At 37.2% G+C, this 18,937-nt stretch carries 14 protein-coding genes; 7 read left to right on the forward strand and 7 right to left on the reverse strand.

Going from position 1 to position 18,937, the window contains the following annotated elements; translation table 11 throughout:
- Positions 1 to 1,159 precede the first annotated feature (1,159 nt).
- Positions 1,160 to 2,131: a gene transfer agent tail collar protein BgtC gene (gene bgtC / locus ABID39_RS04285; RefSeq protein WP_354186385.1), complete on the forward strand. Its 972-nt coding sequence runs from the start codon at positions 1,160 to 1,162 to the stop codon at positions 2,129 to 2,131.
- A gap of 933 nt (positions 2,132 to 3,064) precedes the next feature.
- Here the strand turns inward: bgtC and ABID39_RS04290 are convergent.
- The 5 genes from ABID39_RS04290 to ABID39_RS04310 all read right to left on the reverse strand — a co-directional run bounded on the left by ABID39_RS04290 (position 3,065) and on the right by ABID39_RS04310 (position 9,366).
- Positions 3,065 to 3,859 carry a heme ABC transporter ATP-binding protein gene (locus tag ABID39_RS04290; RefSeq protein WP_354186387.1) on the reverse strand — a complete coding sequence of 265 codons (795 nt, stop codon included), beginning with the start codon at positions 3,857 to 3,859 and terminating at the stop codon, positions 3,065 to 3,067.
- Positions 3,856 to 4,950: a FecCD family ABC transporter permease gene (locus ABID39_RS04295; RefSeq protein WP_354186389.1), complete on the reverse strand. Its 1,095-nt coding sequence runs from the start codon at positions 4,948 to 4,950 to the stop codon at positions 3,856 to 3,858. The genes ABID39_RS04290 and ABID39_RS04295 overlap by 4 nt, the downstream gene beginning before the upstream one ends.
- A gap of 5 nt (positions 4,951 to 4,955) precedes the next feature.
- On the reverse strand, positions 4,956 to 5,858 hold the full coding sequence (locus ABID39_RS04300; RefSeq protein ID WP_354186391.1) for a heme/hemin ABC transporter substrate-binding protein: 903 nt from the start codon (positions 5,856 to 5,858) through the stop codon (positions 4,956 to 4,958).
- A 16-nt stretch (positions 5,859 to 5,874) separates the two neighbouring features.
- The gene (locus ABID39_RS04305) at positions 5,875 to 6,918 is read right to left on the reverse strand and encodes a hemin-degrading factor (protein WP_354186393.1); all 1,044 of its coding nucleotides are present in this window, start codon (positions 6,916 to 6,918) and stop codon (positions 5,875 to 5,877) included.
- A 270-nt stretch (positions 6,919 to 7,188) separates the two neighbouring features.
- Positions 7,189 to 9,366 carry a TonB-dependent hemoglobin/transferrin/lactoferrin family receptor gene (locus ABID39_RS04310; RefSeq protein WP_354186395.1) on the reverse strand — a complete coding sequence of 726 codons (2,178 nt, stop codon included), beginning with the start codon at positions 9,364 to 9,366 and terminating at the stop codon, positions 7,189 to 7,191.
- 237 nt (positions 9,367 to 9,603) lie between these two features.
- Between ABID39_RS04310 and ABID39_RS04315 the strand changes: the two genes are divergently transcribed.
- Positions 9,604 to 10,365, forward strand: coding sequence for an energy transducer TonB family protein (locus ABID39_RS04315; RefSeq protein WP_354186397.1), 762 nt, complete (start codon positions 9,604 to 9,606; stop codon positions 10,363 to 10,365).
- Positions 10,366 to 10,486: 121 nt separating this feature from the next.
- Here the strand turns inward: ABID39_RS04315 and ABID39_RS04320 are convergent, their stop codons facing one another.
- A complete protein-coding gene (locus tag ABID39_RS04320) occupies positions 10,487 to 12,574 on the reverse strand; it encodes a lytic transglycosylase domain-containing protein (RefSeq protein ID WP_354186399.1) in 2,088 nt (695 codons plus the stop codon).
- Positions 12,575 to 12,796: 222 nt separating this feature from the next.
- Here ABID39_RS04320 and dapA point away from each other — a divergent pair, with 222 nt between their 5' ends.
- Both dapA and smpB read left to right on the forward strand, forming a co-directional pair.
- Positions 12,797 to 13,681 (forward strand): 4-hydroxy-tetrahydrodipicolinate synthase, encoded by an 885-nt coding sequence (gene dapA / locus ABID39_RS04325; protein ID WP_354186401.1) that lies wholly within the window; start codon positions 12,797 to 12,799, stop codon positions 13,679 to 13,681.
- 28 nt (positions 13,682 to 13,709) lie between these two features.
- Complete coding sequence (smpB, locus tag ABID39_RS04330; RefSeq protein ID WP_354186403.1) at positions 13,710 to 14,186, forward strand: SsrA-binding protein SmpB; 477 nt, start codon at positions 13,710 to 13,712, stop codon at positions 14,184 to 14,186.
- Between the two features lie 46 nt (positions 14,187 to 14,232).
- Here the strand turns inward: smpB and ABID39_RS04335 are convergent, their stop codons facing one another.
- Complete coding sequence (locus ABID39_RS04335) at positions 14,233 to 14,901, reverse strand: uracil-DNA glycosylase (RefSeq protein WP_354186405.1); 669 nt, start codon at positions 14,899 to 14,901, stop codon at positions 14,233 to 14,235.
- 604 nt (positions 14,902 to 15,505) lie between these two features.
- On the opposite strand from ABID39_RS04335, the gene rpoZ reads away from it, so the two are divergent.
- The 3 genes from rpoZ (at position 15,506) to pyrE (ending at position 18,859) form a co-directional block, all read left to right on the forward strand.
- Positions 15,506 to 15,904, forward strand: a complete 399-nt coding sequence (rpoZ, locus tag ABID39_RS04340) for a DNA-directed RNA polymerase subunit omega (protein WP_354186407.1) — start codon at positions 15,506 to 15,508, stop codon at positions 15,902 to 15,904.
- A 130-nt stretch (positions 15,905 to 16,034) separates the two neighbouring features.
- A complete protein-coding gene (locus ABID39_RS04345) occupies positions 16,035 to 18,263 on the forward strand; it encodes a RelA/SpoT family protein (RefSeq protein ID WP_354186409.1) in 2,229 nt (742 codons plus the stop codon).
- 17 nt (positions 18,264 to 18,280) lie between these two features.
- A complete protein-coding gene (gene pyrE, locus ABID39_RS04350; RefSeq protein WP_354186497.1) occupies positions 18,281 to 18,859 on the forward strand; it encodes an orotate phosphoribosyltransferase in 579 nt (192 codons plus the stop codon).
- Positions 18,860 to 18,937 lie beyond the last annotated feature (78 nt).

An 18,937-nucleotide genomic window follows, 5' to 3' on the forward strand; every position in this document is an offset into this window, starting at 1 on the left:
ATGAAATCCGAAAAAAGATACTTATCATTACTCAATTTTGCTACATTTCTTAAATTGATACCATATAAAATATGTACATAAACTTCTTTTTGTGAGTATCTTACCGCTTTTATCAAAAGTTTTTATTACTCTTGCAAAAGAACTCTACATATAATAAAATATAGAGAGGAAGTGTCTGCGCTAAATATAGAGGAGCAGATGGGTGGGGGAATTATCTCTTAATGCCAATTGTATGAGCTTTGTTTAGGGTGAGGACGTTGGGGGTGTATTTTTCAGCGTATAAAATGGGTATGTCCTTTAAATTTGATGAAAATGTGTGAGTATGTCTTAGGTTGTTTGAGGTACTTGCTCCAAATTTAAGTCAAAGTGCGGGAAATTTGCGTGCTGAGCCTATTCTTTGCGGTATTCTATAAATCGTAAATGAAGAATGTTTGAAAAGGGGCGTTGATGTTGATCTTGTGAAAACATTTTCAGAAACAAATTTCGTGAAATAAGATATGTTTGAAAAGATATTTGTGTGCGAATAAAACACGGTAGATTGTGTAAAGAACTCAAAGTAAATCTTTTAGTTTCCCTTATAAAGCTTTAATATAGCAATTGTAGAAAATAAAGATCAAACACAAAAACAATTTACAAAAATTTTGCGACCAAAAGTTAGAAAATCGAAGTGATTTTGTAGAGAGATGAAACATAGTATTGATAATACAAAATATGGCTTATGAGGAAGCTTAAAGTTTTAAAATATCTAAAAAATAGAGGTTTTCACGAAGTAATCAAAGTACATTATTAATCTCTTAGGTTAGATAAATTCACATTTAACAGTACACATATTAAAGCTATAAGATAGCTTCATGATCAATATTGATGAAATTTTCAACAAGACGAATTTCTCAATAGAAATGCAACCACTACAGAGCAATAATGGGCAAGTAATGCAAGATGAGATAGTTCCCTTATCAATGAAGGCATTGATGCTGATGTTATGAAAAGAAGATATGATGATTTTAGTTTGCTGAATAGGAGGAATGAAGAAAAATAAAATAAGTAAGTATAGGGTACAGAAGCAAATGATGTATCGACCAATGATAGTGGTGGGGAAACACTCTGGCACATAGAAGACAAATTGTTAAAAGAATTATTAAGAAAATGGGGGATTATAATGTCTAATATTTACGATTGGTCATTAAAGGCTGATGAAAATGCTAATTCGGATAATATCATTAATTGGGCAGAGGGACAACCTCCTAGTTCTGTTAATGATAGTGCGCGGGCGATGATGCAGCGTGTGCGTGAATATCTTGCAGACAGTGGTGGTTCGATTAATTCAAGATTTACGGTTAATGCAGAAGATAAAACAACATTAATTACATTGAATACAACTTCACCTATAACACAATACAACAATGATATTATCATACGTTTTAAGTCTTGTGGTGCGAATATTGGTACAACGACAGTAACTGTTAATAACATAGGGGAAAAGCCTATCTATAAGGCAACGGATGCAGGTATTATGCCATTAGAAGGTGGTGAGTTACAAACAGATGGCATTTATGAAATGGTATATAATAACGACTTTTCAATGAAAGTCCGTGACGGTTGGTATTTATTAAATCCGACACCACTAAAAGTAGAAAGTTTTCCGCCTGGATTTATTGCTACATTTGCTATGCAAAAAGTGACGAGTGGTTGGATTTTATGTGATGGTGCAACCTACAATCGTAAAGATTATCCGCAGTTATTTCAGGCAATAGGGGATCAATGGGGGAAAGATAGTGATACAACTTTCAAAGTTCCTGACTTTAGAGGTATGTTTTTACGCGGCTTTGATAATGGTCGCGGCATAGATGCAAAGAGACAATTTGCAGATGTGCAGAAAGATAGCATAAAGTCGCATACACATATTGGCACCATTGGAACGGCAGGTGAACATAAACACCAGTTTAAGTATAGTGGACTTGTGGTCGACAAGGGAGGAATTGGTACTTCTAACAATATTTTTGCGCGTGCAACATACACAAATACAACAGAATCAGCTGGTAAACATACACACAATATAACTATTTCAGCAACAGGTGAGCAAGAAACACGACCTATTAATGCGACGGTTGTTTATGCCATAAAGTCATGAGAATTATCGAACGACAAATGTCTATCTATCTTTGATAAGAATGTTAATGCGGAGAAAATCCGCGTTAACAATCACGACTGGTTCGTGTACTTTTAAAGTTAAGATATTTTAAAAGTATTAAATCTTAGAGTTGATACATTTTAAAATATAATAGAGCTGATTTTTCAATCAGCAACTTCAAATGGTTATGGTAATAATAAGGGAGAAATTTATCACTAAGGAACATATTTCAAAGTGTATCTTTTTTTTGTTTTTTTTGAATTTTGTATTTGCATAAATTTCACTTCAGATTTTTTGCAGTGTCATCAATTTTAGCATGATTATTTATCATTGCATAAAGACATTTTGATTTCTACAAGATGCATTTTCTTGCAAACAGTGTGAGTACTTTTGCATTATCACCTATCTGAGAATGCATCATAAATAAGAGCATTATAATTCACACGTGTATCATCATCATTCTATATAGATCTTCAATGATAACTTCATTATTCTCATAGGAATTACCATGTTTTATATTGTCAAATTTTCGTAAATTTTTAAAGTGCGCATTTTATTTTATTATAAAGTCAGAAGTTACTTTTCATGCAATAGATTATTTGCTTTTTTCACTTTCAATATGTTCTCCAATTTTGATATTAATACCAGTGCATAAGAGACAATAATTTAGTGTTTTCAAGCAATTTTATTCGCAGGTTATTCTCTTTTATAATGCGCAAGTAAGTGATTTTTGTTTCTGAACAGAACAAAAACAAGAGAATGTTGTTATATTTGATACTCTCATTTAATATAAAAATGCTGAATTATATTTATAAACAAACATCCTAATGGAAGTCTGTTTACTTTAAACAGTGATTTTTGAAGAGATTCATATATTTTATTGTATCGTTGAGTTTTTGGTTCAATCAAAAAATCTTCTCTAAATATGCTATCTCATAGGTGCAATGCTGTTTGAGGCAGTATAAATGGAACATTTTCTTTAGGTATTTCAGAAACGATTAAAGCACAGTGATAAACATCACGTAGATTTTGGGTTGTCAAAACGGTGGAAGCGCTTCCTTCACAATAAATCTTTCCCTGCTTTAGTAAGATGATTTTATCTGCATAATGCGAGGCGAGATTGAGATCATGAAGAACAGCAAGAACACCACCACCACAACGGGCAAAATTTTTAGCAATATCCATAACAACAAGCTGATGTTGAATATCAAGGCTAGCAATGGGTTCATCTAATATCATCCAACGAGAAACCCCATCACAAATGGGCTCCCATATTTGGCAAAGGACGCGAGCAAGTTGCACCCTAGCTTGTTCGCCTCCTGATAATTGATGATAATATCTGTTGCTATAGTTAGCAAGTCCAACACGTTCTAAAGCTTTTGTCGTAAGGTTTTGCAATTTAGTTTTGGTAATGGCAAACTGATTTACAGAAAGACCAAGTTCCACAACTTCGTGCACTAAGAATGGAAAAGCCAATACTGTTGATTGTGGAAATACCGCCCGTATTTTTGCCATTTTGTAAGTTTTTGTTTGGCTAACTTCATGACTATTTAAAGTTATTTTCCCACTATAAGGAATTTCTCCACTGAGTGCTTTGACGAAAGTGCTTTTTCCAGATCCATTGGGACCGATAATGATAGTAAGATCACCACTTTTCGCTTGAAGATTTATCTGGCTAAGAATTTGTTTTTTTCCGCGTTGAACGCAGACACTGCTTGCTTTGATCATGGAAAGTTTGTTCCCCGTTGACATATAAGAATCCAAAGGAAAAAAGGAGCGCCAAAAAGAGCTGTAACAATTCCGATTGGTAGTTCAGCAGGAGCAACAATTAAACGCGCAAAGGTATCAGCAAAAATAAGCAATGCTGCCCCTAAGAGAGCAGAACAAGGAATGAGATAACGATGATCGGGACCAATCAGCTGACGTAAAATATGTGGAACAACAATACCAATAAAACCAATTCCTCCACTGACAGCAACAGCACTACCACACATCAAAGCAACAAGAAAAATAGCAATATTTTTAATGCGTTGAATATGGAAACCAATATGGCCAGCAACAGCTTCTCCAAGAGCAAGAGCATTAAGCGCTCGTGATAAAAGGGGTGAAAAAAGAAGACCAACACAAATAAAAGGAAGCACAATCCAGACTTTTAACCATGTGGCTCCAGCAAGAGAGCCAAGATTCCAAAAGGTAATGTCACGTAATTGTTGGTCATTTGCGATAAAAATTAATGTTCCAACCACAGCGCTACTTAAAGCACCAAGAGCAATACCTGCAAGAAGCATTGTTGCAATAGAAGTAAAACGATGATGCGTTGCTATTGTATAAAGAAGGATTGTTGATAAAAGTCCACCCAAAAAGGCACCTATAATAACTTTATAAGGCTCTAGAAAAACTGCTAATGAAGCAGGAAAGGTAATACCAACAACAATCGCTAAAACAGCACCAAGACCCGCCCCTGCCGACACACCTACAATTCCAGGATCTGCAAGAGGATTACGAAAAAGCCCCTGCATAAGAACACCAGAGACAGCTAATGATGATCCAACCAATAATCCCAAGATAACACGAGGAAATCTAATATCAACAAGTATAAGATAATCGCGGGTTTTACTGCTTACGGAAAAATCTTGTGTAAGCATTACGTGAAGGAAATCAAAAAAAGAAACGTTGGAAGGCCCATTCAAAAGTCCACTAAAAATACTGAAGATCAGGAGTATAATAAGGCCTAATACTACAATCTTTTTCAAAGTTGCACGATTTGCTCCATTATCTTTTGTTTCAGGGGCACATACAGTGGATATTGGATCTGCCATTTCTATCAGCTCTTACCATTTTGGTTTGTACCATAAAGTATATTAATAAGATCTCTTGATGCGTCAGCAGTGCGTGGACCAAAACCTAAGAGATACATAGCATCCATTTGTTTAATAGCGTGATTTTTTGCTGCATTTGTTGCTTGAACTGCTGGTATAGCTAAAATCTTTTCAAGGTTAGCAGATTGTTCACGATGCTTTACAAGCAAAATAACATCAGGGTTTGATTGCAATAATGCTTCACCATTAAGGAGTTTATATCCTTTATAATCAGTGATAGCATTGATCCCACCTGAAAGTTTTATCATACCATCGGCAGCTGTACCTGTTCCAGATGCCATAACGCGTCCATTTTGCACGGATAGAACAAAAAGGACACGTTTTTGTTTTGTTATTTTTGATAAAAGTGCATCATTATCTACAAAATCACGGCTCACTTTCTTAATTAATGCAGCAGCTTGCGCTTCACGATGAATGGCTTGACCAACGATCCGAATTTTTTCTATCACACTCTCACGGGAATAATTTTCTGGCACAATCACTATAGGGATCGAAGTTTTTTTTAAAATGTCAATTGTTGAGGCAGGGCCACTTCCTTCAACGAGTAATATACCTTCTGGAGAAAGTGATAAAACCCCTTCAGGTGAAAGCGCACGCATATATCCAAGTACAGGAAGTTTGAGTGCTTCTTGCGGATAAACACTTGTACTATCACGGGCAACAAGCTGATTTTGGGCTCCTAATGCATAAACGATTTCTGTAAGAGATCCACCAATAGAAACAATCCGTGCATTTTCAGGAAAATGCTCCACAGGTTCAGCAATCACTTGATAAGAAAAAGTAGAAAAAGAAAACAGTACAAATACAAGAAAAAAATTTGATAGTTTGCGCAAAAAAAGTATAAGCATATTCAACTTTACCTTTCTAAGCGACTACTGCTTTTTGACACGAAGGAAGACTGTTCAATAATGAGCGCCAATCCTCACGTTCTTTTTGACTTTCCTTTCGTAAACCAAAGAATTGTATAATCATCTCACCATTTTTATCAAAAACTTCGAGTGAACTGACATAACCATCACGGGTAGGTTTGCGAACATACCATACACTATCAATACCAGAAATGAGTAAGTGTAGGTCGAATTTTTGATCAAGAACATTAAGCCATGGTCCCATCTGCTTAATATTTTTAACTTGCCCACTGAAAATCTGGATACATCCTCTATTACCAACAAAACACATAATAGGTATTTCTTGCTGCGCAACTTGGTTAAGCATCATTTCAACAGCTTCCACCTCTAATTCATTGGCAAATTCACGACCAGCATATTTTACAGCATCGCGTCGATTAATTTTAAATTCAGAAATAATATTATGAAGCTGGTGTACATCGGTCATATTCCGCCAACGATCACGGAATTTCTCAACATCCAATTCTATTTTATCCTGTTGAACTGAAGTCGGAATAGGAAGGACTTCAAGATTAGGTGATTGATTTTCATCAAGCAATTTTTCAACAAGCCTACTCCACTCTTCCATATCTGTTGTGTCTTGAGAGTAGAGTTTGAAAATAGCAACACCATACTGATCAAAAAATTGCAGACTTTTTGTAGGCTTTCCAAGAATAGTCATTTCATATTCAAAACCAAATTTCCACTGTTTTGCAAAAATACGCAAATCAATTTCACCGAGTGTTATAGGGACATTTTGATTTTGAACGACTTTTTCAACATGTCCTGTTACTTCGTGAACAGCATATTCATTGCGTGTTAACGCCATAACTGTTCCAAGAAGAGGAGCACTTTCTAAGAGAGTAGCAACATTAGTTTGGAGTTTTTTTGCTTTTCCAATTGTACAATAGGCAGCAATAAGCTCTGCCTCAGAGATACCAACAGAGATTGCAAAATCACGGTTCCGCATTTCTTTTTTTTCTTCCCGCAAGCGGATAATCATTTCGGCTGTATATGACATGGACTTTCCTTATATTTTCCTTATGTTACGTTAAAAGAGTTAACTTTCAAAATTTTACCGTTTCAAGGCAAAAGGTTGAACTATTTTTAATGAGTGGTTCAACCGATTATTAAATGAGCCCTTATTATTAACAGCGAAACAACCAAAAACCGATAGATAAAGTTCTCCTTTTAAGTCTTTATGATTCAAAGAACGAAGAGAACAGAGATACAAAAATTTATCCTTTTATTATACAATTTTCTATTGGTCTAAGTCATTAAGCAGAAGAAATTAAAACTTTTGCACAAACGACACTTTAAAGTTACGACCAGGTTGGCTGTAATAATCCTTTGGTGTTGTACTTTTACTGGAAGGAAGATCTGATACATTCCAATATTTTTCATTAAAAAGGTTATAGATACCAGCTCTTATAACCGGTCCCTTTTCACCAAATGGTTTCCACCAGCCTGACATATCGACAACTTTATATCCTGGATTTTTTTGGTAATCAGATTTTTTAGCAACTTTGTCACGTTTAGCTGCCAATGTAAGCACAACATCTGTTCCCCAAGACTTTTGAGCGTATCCTAAACCGATAATCGCTTTCAAAGCTGGAATTGAGTTAAGATATTCATTGTTATCAAGATCTTTTCCTTGAGAATAGGAAAGAGCAAGATTGCTATGGATTCCACTATAAAGAGCAAAATGCATCTTTGCTTCAACGCCGGAAATACGCACACGTGAACGATTTATATAATGCCGACGTGCAAATCTAAATTCTCCTGATGGGCCCTTATCTATAGTATCTATAAAATTTTTATATCGATTGGAAAAGGCACTAAGAGAACCACCAAAATTTCCATTTCCATATCGTATACCGACATCATACCCATTGCTGATTTCTGGCAGAAGATCAGGATTTCCCTTCACATAATAAAGAGAAGGCTTAGTGTAAGAAAGGTAGAGTTCTGAAACTCCTGGCGCACGAAAAGCTTGTGCCCACTGAGTATAGAGTGTCACTTGATCACGAACATCCCATTCCATACGTAGCTTAGGAGAAAAACGTGAACCAGTTCTTTCTGCAGGATATTCGCTAGAACCTAATGCTTTCTCATAAGAAGGAGTTTTTTGAGGGCTATGTTTGTACCAATCATAACGAACTCCAGGTGTTACACGAAAGTGGTTATTAACCAAAGCAATTTCATCTTCAAAGACAAGTCCAAAATTGTAACTTTTTGTATCTGGCGATTCTGATCTATTAGCAGGCAAGAAAGCACATCCTTGTGCATTTTCTTTCAAATGACAATTGTCTTTACCTAACATATAATGATGAAATTCGGATGACAAAACATTGGTAGCAAACTTTAATGTGTGGGTTCCAGAGCCAATATCGACCGTTTTGAGAACATGAGCATTTAAACCATAATTGCTATTACGTACTAAATTATCTCTTAAATAGTCTCCTTCTGGTGCTCGGACACGAAAACCACTCATAACATTGTTATTCGACTGTCTTTGCCAATAAATTTGTCCATGAAATGCATTTAAAAATGCATCACCGTCACCATTATAATCATAAGAAAGAGATAGGCGTTCACGCTGTCTATGATCTTCCTCATAAACGGAACCTAGGGCATATCTGGTAGAGGCATTCAATACATGCGTGTTTTTACTAGAACCAAAACGCTCTGCTGCAAAGCCAAGACGATGATTGTCATTAAAATATTGATGAATCTTAAAGAGCAAATTATTTCTATCATAATGAGCAGGGTTTTTGCGCGTACGTTCTCCATACCCTTCTACAGTTCCCATATTTTTACGCTCATGTCCTTCTACATAAGATCCTTGGAAAAGCAAAAATGTATTATAATTCTGTATAGCAAAAGCTTGAGTTACACGCCAACTGTTATCAACAGAATGGTAACCGCTTTTTATAAGACTACCCCAATTCTTTCCTCCAGTAATGAGGTCTTCAGGATTAAGGGTCCGCAAAGCAATAACTCCTCCTAGTGCACCGGATCCATAAAGACTAGAATCCGACCCTTGAATAATATCGAGCGTAGAAAGTGCTCCAAAGTCAAAAGTTGTATTTCCACTATTTCCACGCACTATATCTGAAAACCATGGAATGACAATTCCGTCCATTGTTGTGAGAACACGATTTGCATCTAAACCACGAAGCACAAAACTGCTATTGCTTGTGTTGTAGGTCACAGACGGATTAAGACGACTAACATCATGGGCATCATTTATTTGTTTCGCATGAATATCCTCAGAGGTTTTACGACTAGTGAGAATGGTTACTGAATCTGAACGTTCTTCTATTTTTTTTCCTTTAATAACAATTGGTTTTAGCTCAGTTACACTATTGTTGTCGCTGCTTTGCGCAAAAACCAATGAAGGTATACAGACCGATAATGCGCTTAAAATCACGCAGCTTTTATGGATATTCTCTCGTCTTATTCGCATAACACATTATAACCTTTTCTTTTAAAATCCCCTCTCTAAAACTTTACATAAAAAACACCCACTCTTCTGACAACAAGCTAGCCAGCTGAGCAAAAGCGGTTTAACTTCAGCGTAAAACCACAGAGAAAACATATTAAACATGATAAAATCAGTCAAGAAAAAAGTTGCAATTCTTAAAGAGCTTGTTTTAATGCAGTTTAATATCAATATAGGTTTAAAATAGCGGCGGAAAAAACTATGAATTTTGCGAATACGAGGCAGTTATTAACTCTTTGGATTTGTGCGTTTATGTGTGCTTTTTCTTTGCATATAATGTTGGGAGCACAGTTTTATTTTCGAAACACAGGTATAAGCAATGCTATGCTTTCACCGGGGGTTATGCTAACTTTTGTACAAGAGACTACCTATCCGGATATCGATACAGATTTGTTGGACGTTAGTACAGAGCCGGAAATGATGCAGCCTGATTTTATAGAACAGGAGACAGAGGTGTTGGAATCAGGGGATGAAGTTCAAGCAGAAGAGCTTCAGCAGCATGTAGAAAAAGATGATTTTTCGGTTCTTAAGTCTTTGGAAGAACCTTTTCCTCAAAAAATAGAGCACAAAGTACCTGCCAAAAAACTGGTACCGATGTTAAAGCCTATAGTAAAACATTCTAATATAAAATCAATACGTTCGTCTATTTCTAGTCAGGGTGGAGATAGGGCAGCGCGTGAAGATGCATTGTTAATAGAATGGTTGGCAAAGGTACAGTCACAATTAGAAATGCAAAAAAAATATGTAGTGGGACAGCGTATCAGTCGTGCAACAGGAACGGTAAAGTTAGAATTTAGAGTGCATGAACAGGGAAGTATTTTTTCTAGCCGTGTTGTTGTTTCTTCTGGCGATCCAGAACTTGATCGGTTAGCTATGGCAGCACTTCAACATGTAGGTTCTTTTCCTCCCCCCCCAGCATCAAAAGTGAACAAAATTATCAGAGTATCCTTAATATTTAGCTGATTTTTACGGAGAGCAGTTTCATTTTCTCATAGCTTATGTTGATCATTTCTATGATGTTGTGGTTTGTGGGTTGAGAAAACAGCATGAATTACTCCTAGAGTGAGTTAAAGATATACTATTTTCATTGTCCGGAAAGAAGGTCAACTTTTATATCTGCTTCCCCTGTGAGTCTTGCTTTGTAAACCTCATAATTTTCCATAACACGCATCACGTAATTACGTGTTTCTGTATAGGGGATACGTTCAATCCAGTCGATAACTTTATCGAGAGGTTGCCCTCGAGGATCACCATAACGTTTGATCCATTCATAGACACGACGGGGGCCTGCATTGTAACCAATAAGAGTTAATATATAAGATCCGTTAAAACGTTCCAATTGCTCGCTTAGAAAATAGGTACCTAATGTTGCATTATAGCTGGCATCACTGCTAAGTCTTTTGGGTGACCATGTGATTGAATATTTTTTTGCAAGCGTTTTTGCTGTTGTAGGGAGTAATTGGAGTATCCCTTGTGCGCCTGCCTTTGATATAGCTGTTGGATTAAATTCACTTTCTTGGCGTGCAATTGCATAGATGAGTGCTTTTTTTGCTACAGGAATGTTAGCAGAGGACGGTATAGCACCGAGTGGATGGGAAAGTGCGCCAACATTTTTACCTTGGAAAACAGCAGTTTTGCCGATTTTAAGGCTGGTATAATAATCACCATTTTTTTCTGCCATAACAGCCAGAAGAGCTAATTCACCAGGGTTATCTATTTTTTTTCCGAGTTCTCTATAAAAAAATTTAGCAAAATCAGCGTAACCAGCGGATTCTAGGCGCTGAATAACTTTAATAGCTTCTCGTGTGCTGAAACGTTGTCTCTCGGTGGTGGTTGGTTTTGGGAAAGAGACATCAAGTTTTTTTTGATGAAGTCGTGAAGCTGCTAATTGACCATAATACGTTGTACCAAAACGAGCTGCATTATGAAAATAATTTTGGGCATTGTTATGTTCCTCTAGATTTTCTGCTGCTCTTCCCATCCAATAATATCCTCGGGATACAGAAAGAGGCGTAGAAGATAATTGGAGAATACGCGAAAAATGGTGCATTGCCAATTTGGGGTTTTGAAGAAACCGTAACGCATACCACCCTGCATGGAATTCAGCATCGACTGCTAATGAAGAGATCATTTCAGTATATGTTGCAACGAGTTGGTAAGCAATTTTAGGTTTGTTTAAATCGAGCATTTCACGAGAAAGGGCACGCCGTTCTGTCCATAAAGAGTGAGGTTCCATAAGACGTAATGTTTCTCGTGGTGTTTGCATCATGAGTGTTGCAGCTGCGCTATATTGTCCGGTTCGTCGAAGATGTCGAATTTGAGCGAATTGTAAGAGAGGATCCTTTTGCCATGATCGTTTTACAGCACGTAATTTTTGTGCGGCTTTAGGATCATTTTTTTCGACAGCGGTAAAAGCATGATATAAAGATTGAGCATTTGCTAATTTTGCAACACGCTCAGCTGAATCAAAACGAGACGCATAAAGCATAAATTGCATACGTTTTAGATGATCGATAGGTTTTAATGCAGCACTTGCATTTTTAAGAACAAGCTCTTCTTCTTTTGCATTGAGCTTTGTTTTATACCACCACGGTGCGATGGTTTGTCGAGCACGAGCTGTTTGTCCAGTTGCAATAAGTGCTTTAGCGAATATAGCCATACCTTGCGCCGTTAGGGGAGGGTGATGAGAGAATTTTTGAATGATCACCTGTGCTAAATTGGTTTCATTGATAAAAGCACGTTCTGCATTGCGTTGCATAGTGATGAGACTTGGCCATCCTTTTAACGTATTTATTGCATGAAATATTTCAGAGCTTGATATATTCGCTTGGCTGGATATACCGATTGCCCATGTCAGGATGTGGCGATCAAGGCTGTTCTTCTCCATTGAATTGCGAAGCTTTATTGTGGTTGCAATATCGTTGTTTGAAAGGGCATCTAGCCCAGCTTTAAGTTGTTTGAAGGTAGGAGTGCTATGAGTTATATTAGAGAACTCTCTCAGGGGGGAGGCGCTTTCTTCTTTTATCACAAGGGAGGTAGGGCGAGCCAAGGGGATGGGAACTGTTTTGTGCAAAAGCGATGTTTGTGCATATGCACTTGAAAATGAAATCGTTGTTGCCAGTATAAGTGCAATAGAAGTTTGTAAAAAAAGGGAGTAAGAAGATACGCGCATAGAGAAAAAGCCTTGAGACTTTATTTTTTAGAAATACTCAAAATTTCTAAAACAGAAGCATAAAAAACTGGTTAATGTAGAAATCTTTAGAAGTAAAAAAGATACATGCTAAATTTTATAAGAGCTAGAAATTCATCTTGCTTCAATGATAGAGCAAGATTATGCTCTATTAGTGGTGATCTATAAAGGACATAAAAAGAAAATATTATTAGGGAGTTTACTATGCTCAAGGGAGCTGTGACAGCACTTATCACACCGTTTGATGATAAGGGTGCTGTTGATGAGACAACATTTTGCAATTTTGTTGAGTGGCAAGTTGCACAAGGCATTAATGGTGTAAGCCCTGTAGGGACAACGGGTGAGTCAGCAACTTTAAGCCATGAAGAACATAAGAGGGTTATAGAATTATGCATTGAGCAGGTTGCTAATCGCGTTCCTGTTATTGCTGGAGCGGGATCAAATAGTACAAGTGAGGCTGTAGAACTTGCACAACACGCGCAAAAAGCTGGTGCAGATGCAGTTTTGGTGGTTACTCCCTATTATAACAGGCCTAATCAGTTTGGTTTATACACGCACTTTTCTTCTATTGCGAAAGCTATTTCTATACCCATTATAATTTATAATATTCCTGGTCGTTCTGTTATTGATATGACTGTGGAAACAATGAAAGACCTTTGCCAAGATTTTAAAAATATCATTGGTGTGAAGGATGCAACAGGCAAAATTGAGCGTGCTAGTGAACAGCGGGAGAAGTGTGGCAAGGGTTTTGTGCAGCTTTCCGGTGATGATTGCACAGCAGTAGGTTTTAATGCGCACGGAGGTGTAGGATGTATTTCTGTTTCATCCAATGTTGCCCCAAAACTTTGTACAGAGCTTCATGCTGCTTGCTTGCGTGGTGATTATAAGACGGCGCTCGAATTAAATGATCGTTTGATGCCTCTCAATCGTGCATTATTTATTGAACCAAGTCCTGCAGGTATTAAATATGCTGCTGCAAAATTAGGGCTTTGTAGTGAAAGGGTTCGTTCACCGATTGTTCCGTTAGCGGAGACTACAAAGAAAACTATCGATGCAGCTTTACGTCATGCTGGTCTCCTTAAAGAATAATAATAAAGCTATAATATTGAACAAAGTTATGAATAAGAAAAAGAACGCGCCAATACGAAAAATAATTGCTGACAATCGTAAAGCCCGTTTTAATTATGAAATTCTAGATAATCTTGAGGCTGGTCTGGTCCTTCAAGGAGCAGAAGTCAAGTCTTTGCGTTCTAATCATGCAAATATTGCTGAAAGTTATGCTAGCTTTGAAAATGGGGAATTGTGGTTAGTGAATAGCTATATTCCTGAATATACGCAAGCTAATCGTTTTAATCATGAGCCACGTCGTTTACGTAAATTATTAATTTCAAAACGTGAAATGGCACGTTTTTTTAACGCCACTTCTCGTGAAGGGATGACCCTTGTTCCTCTTAAACTTTATTTTAACGAAAGAGGGCGTGCTAAATTGGAAATTGCTCTTGCACGTGGGAAAAAGCTTCATGACAAACGCGAGACGGAAAAGAAACGTGATTGGGGTCGTGAAAAAGCAAGACTTTTAAAAAGATATGGATAGCAGGAACGATTAATATATCTTTATTGGTAGAGAAGCTAAAGAAATTTTAGCACTGATCTAGGTATGCTTTTGCTGCTTCAAAAATCTGATGAAACATAGCATCTGTTAGACGGCCAGTATTTGTATTGTATCGTGAGCAGTGATAGCTTGAAAAGATGCGTAATTTTCCGACGTTATTTATTGCTCCGTGTCCAAAAGGATGGGCTGGAATTTTTGCGTTGAGAGCGCGTAGTGTTGAGTGGTGTGCAATAGTCCCCAAGGTGATAACTGCCTTAAGTTTTGGAAGGTTTGTTAAAAGGGGTGAAAAGAAAGATCGACAAGTGTTGATTTCTAGACCAGTCGGTTTATTTTCCGGCGGAACACAACGAACTGAGTTAACAATTGCTGCATCAATCAATTCAAGATTATCATCTGCTCTTTCTTCAAAGGTGCCTTGAGCAAAACCAAATTTTTTTAAAGTGGAGTAAAGTAAATGCCCAGCGTAATCACCAGTGAACGGGCGTCCAGTACGATTTGCTCCACGTAATCCAGGAGCAAGACCAACAATGAGAAGACGGGTTGTAGCAGCACCTTTATAGGGAAAGAAAGGGCGCACCGGTGCATTGTGCCAGCTTGGCTCTTTCACACGCCAGTCGGAAATGAAATCGTGTAAGCGAGGACATAAATTGCAATTTTGTGGTGGTTCTGGGCACAGCGAAGTTAATTGGCTATTCATGGGGAGGCATTCATCACTTTTTATAAAAATTAGGTTGTTTTGTATGAAGTGTATGGTGGATTATATCTTTATAGACAACCATAATGAATACAAATGAGTTATTTTATAACATAATTTAACATAAAATTGTCGCCAATTATTTTGCAGAAAATGAAATCCTACAGTATTTGATTCGAGAAATAAGGGAATAAGAAATATGTTATTTAATGGGATAAAATTTCCATTTATTTTATAATGAATACATTCATTATAAAAATTATACATGGATAAACATTATACATGAGGTTATTGTTATTAAAAAAGATTTTGAATAAATTTGAATAGTTGTAAGCTTTTAAGAATGAATCTCCCTTAAAGGAGAAAAGCGTTTTATCAGATAAGTGTATTTTATTTGTTTGAATCGGTTGCTTTTGGAATCTTTTATTTTATGGCAGCATTGATAACTGATTTTAATAGATTATGCGTTTTTGATAAACTTCCAAGATTTATTAAAATAGGTTCTTTAGATAAAAAATATGATAACTTGCATTGTTTTTCTTGTGTTTTATTTTGGTTATTGTATATACTTCTGAAGAAGTTTTTAATCTGTAAGAAAGAGGCATAAATGGCCCGCGTAACGGTAGAAGATTGTATTGATAAAGTCGATAACCGCTTTGAGTTGGTGCTTTTAGCAGGGCATCGAGCGCGTCAGATTTCACAGGGTGCGCAGATTACGGTTGATCGTGATAATGATAAAAATCCGGTTGTTGCTCTGCGTGAAATAGCAGAAGAGAGATTGTCTCCGGCTGATTTGAAAGAAGATCTTATTCATTCATTGCAGAAGCACGTGGAAGTAGATGAGCCAGAAATGGCGAGAGAATTAACTTCACATTCAGGTGAAACTGAAACTGTTTTTAGTACATCATTGGAAGAGGAAGGCGGTTCATTCGACAATATGTCGGAAGAAGAGCTTTTAGCAGGTATAGAGGGTTTGGTTGTTCCAGAGAAAAGTGATGATTATTAATTGCAGCAATTTCTATTGCAGCAAGGGGAATATGTTATTGTGGGATAGTGATCATTTTTCTTGTTTTTATTGATGAAGTGTTTCTATTCAATTAAGGGTTAGGTTGTGAAAAGATAAAGGATATACTCGTATGATGCGTCAGTGTGAGCTTGTTAGGCGTGTTCAACGTTACAAGTCTGACGTAGATGAGGCGCTATTAAATAAAGCCTACGATTACGCGCTACAAAAACATGGTTATCAGAAGCGTGCTTCAGGTGACCTCTATTTTTCTCATCCTTTAGAAGTCGCCGCTATTTTGACAGATATGCGGTTGGATGAAGCAACGATTGCTGTTGCTCTTCTGCATGATACGATTGAAGATACGAGCGCTACACGAGCAGAAATTGATCAGCTTTTTGGATCTGAAATTGGTAAGTTGGTTGAAGGGCTTACAAAGCTTAATAAGCTTGATCTAGTATCCAAAAAGGCAGTACAAGCAGAAAATCTTCGTAAACTTCTTATAGCTATTTCTGATGATGTCCGTGTCTTATTAGTTAAGCTTGCTGATCGTCTTCATAATATGCGCACTCTTGGTGTTATGCGTGATGATAAGTGGCGGCGAATTGCTGAGGAGACCATGGATATTTATGCGCCACTTGCAGGTCGTATGGGTATGCAGGATATGCGTGAGGAATTAGAGGATCTCTCTTTTTTTTATTTAAATCCAGAAGGTTATCGTACAATTACGCATCGACTTTCTGAATTATCGAAGCGCAATCGTGATTTGCTTTCTAGGATTGAAAATGAATTGACAAAACTTTTTTGGGAGAACGGTATTAAAGCAGATGTTAAAAGCCGTCAGAAAAAGCCTTATTCAGTTTTTCGTAAAATGGAAAGCAAGGCACTTTCTTTTGAACAATTATCCGATATTTTTGGATTTCGCGTTATTGTTAAAACAGTGAATGATTGTTATCGTGCTCTTGGAATTATTCATACGACATGGCCAATGGTTCCTGGTCGTTTTAAAGATTATATTTCTATACCAAAGCAGAATGATTATCGTTCTCTACATACAACGATTGTTGGACCTTCAAGACAACGGGTTGAATTGCAGATTAGAACTGCAGCTATGGATGAAGTTGCTGAATATGGTGTTGCAGCACACTCTATTTACAAAGATCATGGTTCTCATTATCCACCTACAAAATTATCAAATGAAACCAATGCTTATGCATGGTTGCGTCAAACCATACAATCCTTATCAGACGGAGACAATCCGGAAGAATTTTTAGAACATACAAAGCTCGAGCTTTTTCAAGATCAAGTTTTTTGTTTTACTCCACAGGGTCGGTTGATTGCTTTTCCAAAAGGTGCGACTCCTATCGATTTTGCTTATGCAGTCCATACTGATATTGGTAATTCTTGTGTGGGGGTAAAAATTAATGGGCGTATTATGCCTCTTATGACCAAATTAAAAAACGGTGATGAAGTTGATATTATACGTTCACAAGCTCAAATTCCGCCAGCGGCGTGGGAACTTCTTGTTGTAACGGGAAAAGCACGATCCGCGATTCGTAAAGCAACTCGCGTAGCTGTACGTAAACAATATTCGGGTTTGGGCTATCGTATACTTGAGCGTTCGTTTGAATATATGGGAAAGCAATTTTCAAAAGATATCCTTAAGCAAGTTTTACCACGTTTAGCACACAAAGATGTGGAAGACGTTTTAGCTGCTGTTGGGCGTGGTGAGTTACCTTCCGCTGATGTAATAAAAGCAGTTCATCCTGATTATCAAGATCATCGCGTGGTTCAAAAATCTTCTTTTAAACCTAGAGAAGAGGGTTGGTTTAATATTGAAAATGCTCAAGGAATGATTTTCAAAGTTCCAGAAAATGAAAAGGGTAAAACTGTAGAGAAGAAACATCAATCCAAAGCATTGCCTATTCGAGGAACTGGTGGAGATATTCCTGTACGATTTTCTCCAGAAGGGGCCGTGCCTGGAGATCGGATCGTTGGTATTATGCAACCAGGGGCGGGGATTGTTATTTATCCGATACAGTCTTCTGCTTTGATGGCGTATGATGATCAGCCAGAACGATGGATCGATGTTCGCTGGGATATCGATGCTCAAATGAGTGAGCGTTTTCCTGCGCGGATACATATTTTGGCTGTTAATAGTCCTGGTTCTTTGGCAGAAATTACTCAAGTGATTTCTACTAATGATGCCAATATTCAAAATTTATCTTTTGTTCGGACAGCACCAGATTTCACAGAAATTATGATTGATCTGGAAGTTTGGGATTTAAAACATTTAAATCGTATTTTTTCTCAGTTAAAAGAGGCTGGTTCGGTGAGTACAGTAAAGCGGGTTCATGGATGAAAAAGAAAGATTTTGCAATGAATACACAAGAGGTTATTGATATTTTTAAGCAAGCAGATGCTATCCTAGAAGGCCATTTTATTTTAACTTCAGGCCGTCATAGCGCTATCTATATGCAGAAAGCCAAAGTATTTATGCATGCTGACTTGACAGAAAAATTATGCTGTGGATTGGCTGAAAAAATCAAAAAATCTGTTGAAGGAAAAATTGATTATGTAGTGGGTCCAGCGATTGGTGGTCTTATTCCTTCGTATGAAACTTCACGTCATCTTGGTATTCCTTCTCTATGGGTAGAGCGCGTAAACGGTGTTTTTGAGTTGCGTCGTTTTGAAATCAAGAAGGGCGCACGGATCGTTATTGTTGAGGATATTGTGACAACAGGTCTTTCTATCCGTGAAACCATCGAGGCTCTCGTTGCTGCAGGAGCGGAAGTGGTGGCAAGTGCATGTATTCTTGATCGTTCTGGTGGTCAAGTTGATGTGGGTGTTCCATTAGTTGCACTTGCTGAATATGAGGTAGAATCTTACGCAAGCGATGCACTTCCTGCGGAACTTGCAATGCTTCCAGCGGTTAAGCCCGGAAGTCGCAATATTTAAGTGCCTTTATATTTTTTTATTTTTGTGCAAAAACATCCAGCAATCAATTTGCTTCATACGGATTATTTGTTGTCATAA

The sequence above is a fragment of the Bartonella japonica genome, from assembly GCF_040545385.1.
GTDB classification, from domain to species: Bacteria; Pseudomonadota; Alphaproteobacteria; order Rhizobiales; family Rhizobiaceae; genus Bartonella; species Bartonella japonica.

Coding starts and splice junctions, on each gene's coding strand:
- pyrE (WP_354186497.1), top strand. CDS start 18,281: ATGAATACACAAGAGGTTATTGATATTTTTAAGCAAGCAGATGCTATC.
- ABID39_RS04295 (WP_354186389.1), bottom strand. CDS start 4,950: ATGGCAGATCCAATATCCACTGTATGTGCCCCTGAAACAAAAGATAAT.
- ABID39_RS04300 (WP_354186391.1), bottom strand. CDS start 5,858: ATGCTTATACTTTTTTTGCGCAAACTATCAAATTTTTTTCTTGTATTT.
- ABID39_RS04310 (WP_354186395.1), bottom strand. CDS start 9,366: ATGCGAATAAGACGAGAGAATATCCATAAAAGCTGCGTGATTTTAAGC.
- smpB (WP_354186403.1), top strand. CDS start 13,710: ATGAATAAGAAAAAGAACGCGCCAATACGAAAAATAATTGCTGACAAT.
- dapA (WP_354186401.1), top strand. CDS start 12,797: ATGCTCAAGGGAGCTGTGACAGCACTTATCACACCGTTTGATGATAAG.
- ABID39_RS04335 (WP_354186405.1), bottom strand. CDS start 14,901: ATGAATAGCCAATTAACTTCGCTGTGCCCAGAACCACCACAAAATTGC.
- bgtC (WP_354186385.1), top strand. CDS start 1,160: ATGTCTAATATTTACGATTGGTCATTAAAGGCTGATGAAAATGCTAAT.
- ABID39_RS04315 (WP_354186397.1), top strand. CDS start 9,604: ATGAATTTTGCGAATACGAGGCAGTTATTAACTCTTTGGATTTGTGCG.
- ABID39_RS04320 (WP_354186399.1), bottom strand. CDS start 12,574: ATGCGCGTATCTTCTTACTCCCTTTTTTTACAAACTTCTATTGCACTT.
- ABID39_RS04305 (WP_354186393.1), bottom strand. CDS start 6,918: ATGTCATATACAGCCGAAATGATTATCCGCTTGCGGGAAGAAAAAAAA.
- ABID39_RS04345 (WP_354186409.1), top strand. CDS start 16,035: ATGATGCGTCAGTGTGAGCTTGTTAGGCGTGTTCAACGTTACAAGTCT.
- rpoZ (WP_354186407.1), top strand. CDS start 15,506: ATGGCCCGCGTAACGGTAGAAGATTGTATTGATAAAGTCGATAACCGC.
- ABID39_RS04290 (WP_354186387.1), bottom strand. CDS start 3,859: ATGATCAAAGCAAGCAGTGTCTGCGTTCAACGCGGAAAAAAACAAATT.